The following is a 12,050-nucleotide window of genomic DNA, read 5'->3' on the forward strand; positions in this document are numbered from 1 at the left end:
GAGTTCGATAATGCCGATTTACAACGCCCCTGTTAAAGATATCAAGTTTGTGCTGAATGACCTGTTGGGTCTGGACAGCATGACAAACCTGCCGGGCTTCGAAGATGCAACACCAGATATGGTTGATGCGATTTTGAGCGAAGGTGCCAAAATGATGGAAGAGGTTGTTCAACCTCTCAATCAGGTAGGTGATAAAGAAGGTTGTACGTGGAAGGACGGAGAAGTCACAACACCAACAGGCTTTAAAGAAGCCTACGACCATTACCGCGAAGGCGGCTGGATGGGCATTGATGCCGATCCAGAATATGGCGGACAAGGCTTGCCCCACGTGATTGGGATTGCCTTGGCCGAAATGATGAGCTCTGCCAATATGGCGTTTGGCATGTATCCGGGGCTCACGCATGGTGCCTATGCTGCAATTTACAAGCATGGTACGGACGAGCAGAAACGGATGTGGTTGCCGAAAATGGTGTCTGGTGAATGGACAGGAACCATGAACCTGACCGAACCGCATTGCGGAACGGATCTGGGGTTGATGCGAACAAAAGCAGTTCCGCAGGACGATGGTACCTATAAAATCACCGGTACAAAGATTTTCATTTCTGCTGGTGAGCACGATATGGCTGAAAATATCGTTCACCTGGTCTTGGCCAAGATCCCGGGCGGACCTGATGGTATTAAGGGCGTGTCCCTGTTTATTGTTCCAAAATTCAATTTGGACAGTAACGAAAACCCGGCAGACCGGAACGGTGTTGCCTGTGGATCGATCGAACATAAAATGGGGATCCACGGAAATTCAACCTGTGTCATGAACTATGAGGACGCCACCGGATACCTGTTGGGCGAAGCCCATAAAGGTATGCGTGCCATGTTCACTATGATGAACGCCGCCCGATTGGGTGTGGGCGTTCAGGGGTTATCACAGGCAGAGGTCGCCTATCAAAACGCCGTTGAATATTCCAAAGACCGTCTTCAGGGACGTTCGATTTCTGGTGTTAAAGCGCCTGAAAAGGCAGCCGATCCAATTATCGTTCATCCTGACATTCGCAGAAATCTGCTGATGTGCCGGGCGTTCACGGAAGGGGCCCGCGCGTTGGGTCTTTGGGCCGGTTTGAAAGTCGATATGGTGGAAAAACATCCTGATGCGGAGGAACGTGCCGCGGCGGATGAAGCACTTGGCTTGCTGACACCCGTGATCAAGGCTTACTTCACGGATATGGGATTTGAACTTAGCGCGACCGCAATGCAATGCTATGGCGGTCATGGCTATATTCATGAATGGGGTATGGAACAGTTTGTCCGGGATGCCCGGATTACCCAGATTTATGAAGGTGCGAACGGTATTCAGGCTCTCGATCTGGTGGGTCGTAAAATTCCAGCTAATCTTGGGCGCTCGCTTCGTCAGTTCTTCCATCCAGTGGACGCGTTCATTCAGGAAAACATGATGAACCCTGAGATGAAAGACTATGTTATGCCTTTGGCAAAAGCCTTTGCAAAGCTTCAGCAGGGGACTGCGATGTTGGGCGAAAAGGGAATGAAAAACCCGGATGAAGCAGGAGCAGCTTCAACTGAATATCTTAAGATGTTCGGCTTGGTTGCACTGGGCTTTATGTGGGCACAGATGGCCAAGATTTCTAAAGAGAAATTAGCGGAAGGGGCCGAAGATAAACAATTCTTCGAAACCAAACTTGTCACCGCTAAATTCTTTTTCGAGCGCATGATTCCAGATGTTTCATCCCTGTTGGTCAAGATGAGCGCAGGTTCTGAAACCATGATGGCGCTGGACGCCGAAGCGTTTTAAGATCTGGTATTGAAATAGGGGCGGTAATGGTGAACACTATTACCGCCTTTATTGACGTTCCGGCTTTTTTTATGTCAAAAAATTGACAAATTGTCATTAATGAACAAATAAACGAATAAAAACAATTAACTAAGGGAATTGCTATAATGATGGAGAGGACACTTTTCCAAGAGGAGCATAATATCTTCCGCGAATCCGTTCGCCGGTTTTACGAAGAGCATATTATGCCGTATCACGCCCAATGGGAAAAGGATGGTCAGATCAGTCGGGAGGCCTGGACAGAAGCCGGAAAACAAGGCCTTTTGTGTATGCCTATCCCTGAAGAATATGGTGGCGCCGGGGCGGACAAACTGTACAGCATTATCATGATGGAAGAACAGGCCCGGGCCGGTGCGTCAGGTCCAGGTTTTGGCCTGCATTCAGAAATTGTAGCACCCTATATTCTTAATTACGGCACCGAAGAACAGAAGAAGAAATATTTGCCAAAGCTGGCCAGCGGCGAGATGATCGGTGCAATTGCCATGACGGAACCGGGGGCCGGTTCTGATTTGCAAGGTGTTAAAACGCGGGCGGTTAAAGAGGGCGACGAATATATCATCAATGGCTCAAAGACGTTCATTACAAATGGCTATATGTGTGATCTTGTCATTGTTGTCACGAAAACTGATCCTGAAGCAGGTGCTAAGGGGACGACGCTGTTTTTGGTGGAAACAGGAACACCGGGTTTCGAAAAAGGCCGCAATCTTGATAAACTGGGGCTTAAGGCTCAGGATACAGCAGAGCTGTTTTTTGATGATGTCCGTGTCCCGGCAAGCAACATGCTGGGCGGCGAAGGAAAAGGTTTCTTCTGCTTGATGCAGGAACTGGCGTGGGAGCGTTTGCAAATTGCGATTGGGGCAACCGCCACGATGGAAGCGGTTCTGGAAGACACCATCGACTACACAAAAAGCCGGTCTGCGTTTGGCAAGAACATCATTCAGTTTCAGAATTCAAAATTCAAACTTGCCGAAATGAAGACAGAACTTCAGATCGCCCGGGTTTTTGTTGATAAATGTATCGAGGAGTTGCTGAAGGGCGAGCTGGATGTTCCAACCGCAGCGATGGCAAAATACTGGTGTTCTGACCTTGAGAACAAGCTGATAGACGAATGCCTGCAGCTTCACGGTGGATATGGATTTATGTGGGAATATCGTGTGGCGAGAAGTTACGCCGATGCCCGTGTGCAGCGCATTTATGGCGGCACAAATGAAATCATGAAAGAAATAATCAGCCGCTCTCTCTAAATGCGGCGACAGGAGGAAAGTATGACAGAAGCATTTATCTATGATGCCGTGAGGACTCCTCGCGGAAAAGGACGCGCCAGCGGGTCTCTGCATGAGGTAACACCGGTAAATCTGGCTGCTGCAACGCTGAAAGCGGTTCAGGAACGCAACGAGTTGGACACGTCGCTGGTGGATGACGTTATTTTAGGATGTGTTGAGCCGGTGGGCGAACAAGGCGCTGTTATTGGGCGCGTGGCCCCACTTCATGCGGGCTATGATGAAAAAGCGTCTGGTGTTCAGATTAATCGCTTTTGTGCATCTGGCCTTGAAGCAGTTAATATGGCAGCGGCGCAGGTGATGTCTGGTCAAAGTGATCTAACTGTTGGCGGCGGCGTTGAAAGTATGTCGCGCGTGCCAATGGGCTCGTCAGGAGGGGCCTGGTCGGCAGATCCGCAAGTGGCGTTTGGTACTTATTTTGCGCCTCAGGGAATTGGCGCGGATATGATCTGTACGAAATGGGGATACTCCCGGGATGATGTGGATTCTTACGCCGTGGAAAGTCAGAAACGGGCAAAAAACTCATGGGATAAGGGCTATTTCAGCAAGTCTGTCATTCCAGTGAAAGATATGAACGGTTTGACTATCTTGGATCATGATGAGCATATGCGCCCGGAAACAACCATGCAGTCTTTGGGTGCGCTGGATCCAGCCTTTGCGGCGCAAGGCGCGCAATATGGGTTTGATGCGGTTATCAAACAACGGTATCCGGAAGTTGAAGAGTTAAATCATGTGCATCATGCCGGAAACTCGTCAGGTATTGTGGATGGATCCGCAGCGGTTTTGATTGGCAACAAGGAAGCGGGCCAGAAAATCAATGCGAAAGCACGTGCCCGTTTTAAATCCTTTGCCTCTATCGGCAGTGAACCTTCCATCATGCTGACCGGCCCTAGCTATGCGGCAGAAAAAGCGTTGAAGCGTGCCGGTATGACGGCCGCGGACATTGATCTTTGGGAACTGAACGAAGCCTTTGCCGGAGTGGTTCTGCGTTTTATGGATGTCATGAATGTGGACCATAGTGAAATAAACGTGAACGGCGGTGCAATTGCGATGGGGCATCCACTTGGTGCGACAGGAGCGATGATCCTGGGAACGGTTCTGGATGAATTGGAACGTCGGGATCAGAATACAGCGCTGATAACACTCTGTGTCGGCGCCGGTATGGGCACCGCAACCATTATTGAACGTGTATAAGGGGCATCGGGAACAATGATTAATTACTCAGTTGATGCCGATGGTATTGCGACAATCGAATGGGATATGCCCGGCCGCAGTATGAACGTGCTTAATAATGACAGCATTCCAGCCTTTGCCGATGCAATCGAGAAAGCAATCAGCGATGAGGCTGTCAAAGGTGTTGTTATATCCTCAGGAAAACCGGACTTTATTGCGGGCGCGGATCTTGAGATGCTTCAGGGCTGGAACGGTGCAGAAGAAATGTTTGCCAACGGGATGGCGTTGCAAACGATGTTCCGTTCCATGGAGGTTTCTAAAAAACCGTTCGTTGCTGCGATCAATGGAACCGCGCTAGGCGGTGGGCTGGAAATCTGTCTTGCGTGTCATCGGCGTATGGCTGCTGATAACCCAAAAGCCAAAATCGGACTGCCAGAAGTAAAAGTCGGTCTGTTACCAGGCGGCGGGGGAACCCAGCGCTTGCCGCGTATGATTGGCATTCAGGCTGCATTGCCTTTATTGCTGGAAGGCACACATTTAAGCCCGGAAAAGGCGCTTAAAATTGGCGTTATTGATGAAATTGTTTCATCGGATGATTTGGTGTCTGCCGCGAAAAAATGGATTTTATCTGCAACACCAGAAGATGCCGTACAGCCTTGGGACAAAAAAGGCTTCCGCATTCCTGGCGGTGCTCCGATGAGCCCATCCGGTATGATGACTTTCACTGCGGGCAATGCAATGCTGCGGGAGAAAACAAACGGAAACTATCCAGCGGCGCTGAACATCATGTCCTGCGTCTATGAAGGATGTTGCGTCAATATCGATAATGGTCTGAAGATCGAAACCCGGTATTTTGTCAAAACCTGCGGCACACCTGAAGCCAAAAACATGATCCGCAGTTTGTTCTTCGGTATTGGAAATGCCAATAAACTGGCTTCCCGTCCAAAAGACATCCCGACCCAGAAATTCACTAAAGTGGGCGTTCTTGGAGCTGGCATGATGGGAGCTGGTATCGCCTATGTCAGCGCGAAGGCAGGCATTGACGTCGTGTTGATTGATCAGGATCTTGCTGCTGCTGAAAAAGGGAAAGCCTATTCAGAAGCGTTGCTGGACAAAGCCGTGAAACGGAAGAAGATGGATGCGTCGAAAGCGGAAAGTATCCTGTCGCGCATTACTGCAACCACTGACTATGATCAGTTGGCCGGCGCCGAACTTGTCATTGAGGCGGTGTTCGAAAACCGGGAAATCAAGGCAGATGTTACCGCTAAAGCAGAAGCGGTGATCGCAAAAGAAGCGCTTTTTGCATCCAACACATCGACCTTGCCAATTTCAGGTCTTGCTGAAGCCAGTGACCGGCCCGCCAATTTTATTGGCCTGCACTTCTTCTCACCGGTCGATAAAATGCCATTGGTTGAAATCATTTGCGGTAAAGAAACGTCTCAGGAAACGCTGGCGCGTTCTATGGATTATGTAAAAGCCATTCGTAAAACGCCGATCGTTGTAAATGACAGCCGCGGTTTTTATACCAGTCGGGTTTTTGGTACCTATGTCAGCGAAGGCATAGCGATGCTGGCCGAGGGGGTATCCCCGGCGCTGATCGACAACGCCGGTAAAATGGCAGGCATGCCGGTTGGTCCGCTTGCCCTTGCAGATGAGGTTGCGCTGGATTTGATCTACAAGATCCGTAACCAGACAAAAGAAGACCTTGGCGATAAGTATATCGCGGCGCCCAGTGATGATGCTGTGACAAAGATGGTTGAAGAACTGGGCCGGGTTGGAAAGCGCGAAGGCAAAGGGTTTTATGATTATCCTGAAGGGGGTAAGAAACATCTTTGGAAAGAACTGTCAGAACATTTCCCGCAGTTGCCGGAAGCGGAACAACCAAGTGTTGATGAAGTGATCAAGCGTTTGATCTTCATTCAGTCTGTTGAAACGGCGCGCTGTCTGGAAGAAAATGTTGTGACAACGCCAGAAGATGCAGATGTTGGCTCTATTCTTGGGTGGGGCTTTGCGCCGTCACGCGGTGGGGCAATCAGTCAGATCCACACGACCGGGGTTGAGACTTTCGTTTCAGAATGTGACCGTTTGGCACAAGCTTACGGTGCGCGTTTCACGCCGCCTAAGATCCTGAGAAGTATGGCTGAAAAAGGTGAGGCCTTTTACGCGGCCTAACGAAATAAGAAATGGTGCGGTACATATATTTGTATCGCACCGCTCAAATCTGCTAAGAGGACATTATTCGCCAGCCTAAAGAGGGGGCCAAATGTCCACGGGCAGACCTGACAGAAATAATGACCTGATCTTTGAAACAGAACGCTTGATGTTTCGAAAAGCCCGCCTGTCCGATGCTGCATTTATTTTTGAACTTCTGAACCAACCGTCTTTTTTAAAATATATCGGCGACCGTGACATCCATCGGCTAGAGGATGCCCGTAACTATATTCGGGATTTGCATTTGCAATACCGAACCATTGGATATGGCTCTTTCGTTGTTGTTCTTAAGCAGAGCGGAGAGGCCATTGGTCTGTCAGGATTAATCAAACGCAAAGAATTACCATTTCCGGATGTTGGTTTTGCTTATCTGCCCGATCATTGGCGGAAGGGATATGCCTTTGAAGGGGCTCAAGCCTTGCTGACCTATGGGTATGATGTTCTGAAACTTGGCACAATTATCGCCATTACCAGTCAGAATAACACAGCATCGCAGCGCCTGCTTGAACGTCTGGGACTGTATCACGCTCGGTCTGAGCGGCTTCCGGGGAAGCCAGAAGAAACGCTTATTTTTGAACCTGAATAGACTTAGGGATCAAAGCGGCTTTTCGCGCAATAAGGCCCAGACCTCGTTTTCTTTTTCGTTTCCCCGGGCGCCAAGTTCAATCAGCAAGCGGGTCGTGGTTGGATAGTCGGCGCCAATGACCCTGGATAATGAGGCTAGGCTGCGCCACTCTGTCTCCTTTGGCGGGTGTGTCAGCATCCTCTCCAGAAGGGCTTTTCGCCGATTGTCCAGATCTCTGCTCTTGGATGTTTGAAGCCGATATTTTAGCAGATCAACGGCTAATGTGATCAGGGCACCCACCAGAACGCCGGCGATACCAATAAAGAACTCTGTCATTATTTTCCTCCTGCCCGTTTCAAACAATTAGAATACGGACAGGAGGATAAATTAAGCAAGCCTTTGACAATTAGCGTTTGGCGACCGATTTTCCGTTCGCGCGTAATTCTGAAAACGCCTGATCCAGCCGTGCAACAATGCTTTTCTCCCCTTCACGCAGCCATTTCCGGGGATCGTATTTTTTCTTCAGCGGCTCGTCCGTTTCCGGGTGAATTTGGTGTTTGAAGGCGGCTGGATTGGCATCAACATAGGTCCCGACACCCTGAGCGAATGCAAACTGTGTATCCGTATCGATGTTCATTTTGAAAACACCATAGTCAATGGCTTGTTCAATCGATGATACTTCTGAGCCTGATCCACCATGGAACACAAAATCGAGCGGGTTTTCGTCGGCCAGACCGCGGACCTGCTTCACATGTGCCTGAGACTCGCGAAGAATTTCAGGGCGAAGCTGAACATTACCTGGTTTGTAAACACCGTGAACATTGCCAAAAGACGCGGCGACAGAAAAATGACCAATACCGTTCAACCTGTCATAGGCGGCCAGCACGTCTTCGGGTTGTGTGTAAAGGCGGCTATTGTCAATTGTATCAAGCTCCGAGCCAACGCCGTCTTCTTCGCCGCCAGTGATGCCCAGTTCGATTTCAATGCTCATATCCAGTTCGACAGCCCGCTTCAACATGCGTTCACTTTCCGCAAGATTGTCCTCAAGCGATTCTTCTGAAAGGTCGAGCATGTGGGAAGAAAAAAGCGGCACCCCGTTCTGTTTTTTGTAGTCATGGCCATAGTCGATCAGCGCATCGATCCAGGGAACCAGCTTCCGGTTCGCATGGTCCGTATGTAGAACCGCACAAATGCCGTAGTATTTGGCGAGAAGATGGACATGCTGCGCCGCTGAGACTGCCCCCATTACTTTCGCCGCCTCGCCATCTTCAAGGCCCTGGCCTGCGTAATATGCAGCGCCACCATTGGACAGCTGAATGATGACGTCAGAGCCATTCCGTGCGGCGGCTTCCATGACAGCATTGATTGAGTTTGTTCCAACAACATTGACGGCCGGCAATGCAAAGCGGTGCGTTTTGCAGTTTTTGACCAGCTTCTGATATTCTTCACCAAAAACAACACCGGCTGGAAGTTGCAAAGTCATTTCGTTTTCCCCTGGTTTGCTTAAATCTGATGCTTTAGAAGCCGTTCTTCTGAAACATCGTGATATTCCTGGGGCAGTTTTACGGCTTTACGGGCGGTCATGTCAAAGTAACATCCAAGGATCGTCGTATTATTCACAATTTCACCGTTGTCCGAATTGATCATGTGGTGCCCAAAAGCAAATGTTTTGTCCATCCGATCCAGCAGACCACTTTTCACAACCAAAGAGGCCGCTTTTCGAATAGGCTGGTGAAATTCTGCAAAATATTCCAATGCCGCAGACCCTAAATTGCGCTGCATCTGTATTTCCCGTGTTATGCCAACGGACTGCATGATGTGGCTGGCGGCGTCCGAAAAGCGCCCGATGATATGGCGCATTTCAATATGCCCAAACCCATCGCATTCCCACACATCAACGGCAGAACGGTTGGTTTCGAACATGTGATTCATCGGTTTTGCCGGAAGCAGAATATGTTTCATTGGTGCCGGGCAGTATTGATCCGGATGCGCATCCGCCAATGAGGTCAGTGCGGATTTTACATCCTGTGGTAATGGGGCAGGTTCTCCGGTTTCCAGATGTCGGTAGTCGGCAGTAAATTCAAATACACCGGATATGGTATCTTTTGCGGTATCGTATAAATGTATGAAACCGGCGACAACGTCTTCTTCCAGGGACCGAATGCCTGCAACGCCATGCATCAACGCCCCCATTCTCATTTCAGATTTATACTGAATGCGCAGAGTTTTAAGGCGAAGGCCGTGCTTTTCGGTGCGAATGCGGACGGGTGACAGCCCGATGCGGTTCTGCAAGTGAGAAAAGCCAGCCATAGCTTTTGCGGAATAAAACTGAACATTCATATGCAGCATCTGATCGCATTCCCATGCTTCAACGCCGCCCCGATATACAGGGATTATTTTTGCAAGCTTGTCGTTTGTCATGCGCCCACTCCTTCTTTTAACAGAAGTGTCCCGGCTTTCCGAGTAAGCGCGTCCGGTAATAACTCAGATTTCCGGGCTTCCAGGTTCATATAAACCGCGGTGACGGTCGCCTCGTAGGAGAGCGTTTCCGTACTGCTGTTGAAGAGCTTGTGCTGAAAAGTGATGGTCCGCGATGAGGTTTTAAGAACGCCAGAATTAATGTGCACGATATCGCCTGCCAGTAACTCGGCATGGTAACGATTGGTCTGTTCCACGGCGGCAAATCCGCGCTGTGTTTCTTTCATGATTTGAGGCGTAACACCAAGCGCCCCAAACATTGTACCCATCGCCTGACTGACGCAGGCGTTGTAAAATTGAACGTTCATGTGGCCCATGACGTCGCATTCACTGGCAAGGACATGACCTCTATAGCTCTCAATATATCCACTCATTTACGGGAAAACTCCTGAACCTGTTATTTTTCTTTTTCTTTGGTGATTCTTTTTAGCATTTGAGTGAGGTAGCGGTCGATCATTTCTTGATCTTTTACCTGCATAATATCTAGCCGGCCGGTTGTATGAAGCATCAGGGTTCCAGTGAAATATGTGATAGCATCAAGCGTCTCGGACTGCGCAATATCAGGGCGCGCACCCGCAAACTGATGCAGGAAATTGGCCATAAAGCCCATCAAACTCAATAATCGCCCATTTAACTGGTCGTTGGTTTCTTTTGAAAATCCTCGTTTTTTAATTTCACCGCTGGAAAACAAATACAAACCCAGTTGTAGTTCTTCGCCATGGGATTGGTAATAACGATAATAGGCTGTAAAAACCTGGCGAATTTTTTGCTCGTTCGTTTCAGCTTGAGTTGGCGCGGATTTGATGGCCCGCGTCAAATGCATCAAAGACGTACTCAGAAGATCAGCATAAATTTCTTCTTTGGACTGAAAATACGCATAGGGCGCGCCGGTGGAATAGCCTGCCTTTGTTGCGATCGCGCGCATCGTGGTGCCTTCAAGACCTTTTTCCCTGAAAAGCGACGATGCGGCGGTCAATATCTTCTGTCGTTTGTAAGCAGCAATTTCTTTTTTTCGTGCCGTTTTGGAAGCTGCATCGCTCATCTGAAAATCGGCTCGTTACTGTCCCGCTCCTTGACGGCCTGCTGAAAGCCAACCTCTTCGGATCGTTTTTTGAAATGTACGCCTTCAGGGCTGTGTCGTGTGATGCCATCGAAAAGGGTGGCTGTCATTTGTGTTGACGCGAGTCCCATATTATCCAGTGCCTGATTAATCATGAGTTTCTGCATCATAAGCTGATTTTTAGGGACGCCCGCCATTCGCGTCGCCAGCTCTAATACTCTTTCCTCCAGCTTGTCTTCTGGAACCGCATCCAGAACAAGCCCGATTTCCTTTGCTTGTCGGCCGTCAATCAAATCGCCGGTCAGAAGCATCCGCTTGGCCCGTTCGACACCCAATCTATAGACCCACATCGCCGTGGTTGGGCATCCCCATAATCGGGCTGGTGGATACCCGATTTGAGCAGTTTCTTCCATGATGACCATGTCAGCGCAAAGAGCAATATCGCTGCCGCCAGCAACGGCGTATCCGTGCACCTTGGCAATAACAGGTTTGTAGGATCGAAAAATACTCATGAAATCCTGAGTATTTCCCATCATCATTTTGTAATCGATGGTGGGATCCCAGGGCATTTCCTGAAAACCCGGATTACTGCCAGGGGTTTCAGCGTAAATTTTCAAATCATATCCAGAACAAAAGGCCCGTCCTGCACCTTGCAGAATAATAACATGAACCGCATCGTCATTATTTGCTTTCTCAACAGCGCGTCGGATGGCCCCCGGCAGTTCTTCATTAATTGCGTTCAGGGCATGGGGACGGTTCAGAGTAATCCGCGCAATACGGTCATCCCGTTCATAAAGAACAATCTCTTCAGTCATTTTATTCTCCTTTTTGTACAGTTGTTCATAAAAATGAACATTGTTCAAGAAAATTTATTTGTAGAAAACGCGACGGATTATTGTGGCCGGTTTCGTTAAACGGACAAATAGCCATCAGAAAGGATTTGAATATGAAAAAGAAACTCGCGATCGCGCTTGCAGCTGTTGCTGTTGTCGGGCTTCCCATTGCCGTTATCGCTGCGACGAAAACAGTGGGAATGCATCACTCTGCCATGGCATCCAAGATGATGGAGAACCATGACCTTGATAAAGACGGCAAGGTAACAAGAGAAGAAATGCTGAAGTCTCGCGAAGAAATGTTTGATCTGCTTGACGCAGATAAGGATGGCGCGGTTACGAAAGAAGAAGCCCGGGCTTTGCATGACAAAATGCGGGAAAGAGCCATTACAAAACGCATGATGAAATATGACACAAACAGTGATGGATTTCTCAGCAAAGAAGAATATGCGGCCAGATACGAGAAAAAATTCAAAAAAATGGACACAGATGGGGATGGCCGAATCTCAGCAACTGAGTTGGCGAAAGCAAAACAGGATCGCCATCATAAACGCCATTCTGGTGACGATAAAAAAGGCTAAGAAGCCGTCGTTCATGAAGGGGGGCCGTT

The 12,050-nt window shown here is 49.0% G+C and carries 12 protein-coding genes; 6 read left to right on the plus strand and 6 right to left on the minus strand.

Annotated elements, in window-relative coordinates:
• Positions 1-10 precede the first annotated feature (10 nt).
• The 5 genes from ACJAYR_RS00535 to ACJAYR_RS00555 all read left to right on the plus strand — a co-directional run bounded on the left by ACJAYR_RS00535 (position 11) and on the right by ACJAYR_RS00555 (position 7,090).
• Complete coding sequence (locus ACJAYR_RS00535; RefSeq protein WP_169543269.1) at positions 11-1,801, plus strand: acyl-CoA dehydrogenase C-terminal domain-containing protein; 1,791 nt, start codon at positions 11-13, stop codon at positions 1,799-1,801.
• A 146-nt stretch (positions 1,802-1,947) separates the two neighbouring features.
• Complete coding sequence (locus ACJAYR_RS00540) at positions 1,948-3,084, plus strand: acyl-CoA dehydrogenase family protein (RefSeq protein ID WP_415234781.1); 1,137 nt, start codon at positions 1,948-1,950, stop codon at positions 3,082-3,084.
• 21 nt (positions 3,085-3,105) lie between these two features.
• Positions 3,106-4,314 carry an acetyl-CoA C-acetyltransferase gene (locus tag ACJAYR_RS00545; RefSeq protein ID WP_415234782.1) on the plus strand — a complete coding sequence of 403 codons (1,209 nt, stop codon included), beginning with the start codon at positions 3,106-3,108 and terminating at the stop codon, positions 4,312-4,314.
• A gap of 15 nt (positions 4,315-4,329) precedes the next feature.
• Positions 4,330-6,465: a 3-hydroxyacyl-CoA dehydrogenase NAD-binding domain-containing protein gene (locus ACJAYR_RS00550; RefSeq protein WP_415234783.1), complete on the plus strand. Its 2,136-nt coding sequence runs from the start codon at positions 4,330-4,332 to the stop codon at positions 6,463-6,465.
• A gap of 91 nt (positions 6,466-6,556) precedes the next feature.
• Positions 6,557-7,090, plus strand: coding sequence for a GNAT family N-acetyltransferase (locus ACJAYR_RS00555; RefSeq protein ID WP_415234784.1), 534 nt, complete (start codon positions 6,557-6,559; stop codon positions 7,088-7,090).
• Between the two features lie 9 nt (positions 7,091-7,099).
• Here ACJAYR_RS00555 and ACJAYR_RS00560 read toward each other — a convergent pair whose 3' ends face one another.
• The 6 genes from ACJAYR_RS00560 to ACJAYR_RS00585 form a co-directional block, all read right to left on the minus strand.
• A complete protein-coding gene (locus ACJAYR_RS00560; RefSeq protein WP_415234785.1) occupies positions 7,100-7,405 on the minus strand; it encodes a hypothetical protein in 306 nt (101 codons plus the stop codon).
• A 70-nt stretch (positions 7,406-7,475) separates the two neighbouring features.
• Entirely contained in the window at positions 7,476-8,552 is a 1,077-nt protein-coding gene (fbaA, locus tag ACJAYR_RS00565; protein WP_415234786.1) for a class II fructose-bisphosphate aldolase, read from the minus strand.
• A 20-nt stretch (positions 8,553-8,572) separates the two neighbouring features.
• Entirely contained in the window at positions 8,573-9,490 is a 918-nt protein-coding gene (locus tag ACJAYR_RS00570; protein WP_415234787.1) for an acyl-CoA thioesterase, read from the minus strand.
• Entirely contained in the window at positions 9,487-9,921 is a 435-nt protein-coding gene (locus ACJAYR_RS00575) for an acyl-CoA thioesterase (RefSeq protein ID WP_415234788.1), read from the minus strand. Before ACJAYR_RS00575 ends, ACJAYR_RS00570 begins: the two co-directional genes overlap by 4 nt.
• A 23-nt stretch (positions 9,922-9,944) precedes the next feature.
• Positions 9,945-10,589: a TetR/AcrR family transcriptional regulator gene (locus tag ACJAYR_RS00580; protein ID WP_415234789.1), complete on the minus strand. Its 645-nt coding sequence runs from the start codon at positions 10,587-10,589 to the stop codon at positions 9,945-9,947.
• Positions 10,586-11,422: a crotonase/enoyl-CoA hydratase family protein gene (locus ACJAYR_RS00585; RefSeq protein ID WP_415234790.1), complete on the minus strand. Its 837-nt coding sequence runs from the start codon at positions 11,420-11,422 to the stop codon at positions 10,586-10,588. Before ACJAYR_RS00585 ends, ACJAYR_RS00580 begins: the two co-directional genes overlap by 4 nt.
• A 131-nt stretch (positions 11,423-11,553) precedes the next feature.
• On the opposite strand from ACJAYR_RS00585, the gene ACJAYR_RS00590 reads away from it, so the two are divergent.
• Positions 11,554-12,021, plus strand: coding sequence for an EF-hand domain-containing protein (locus tag ACJAYR_RS00590; protein WP_415234791.1), 468 nt, complete (start codon positions 11,554-11,556; stop codon positions 12,019-12,021).
• Positions 12,022-12,050: the final 29 nt, after the last annotated feature.

The sequence above is a fragment of the Sneathiella sp. genome (assembly GCF_047631475.1).
In the GTDB taxonomy this organism is placed as follows: Bacteria; Pseudomonadota; Alphaproteobacteria; order Sneathiellales; family Sneathiellaceae; genus Sneathiella.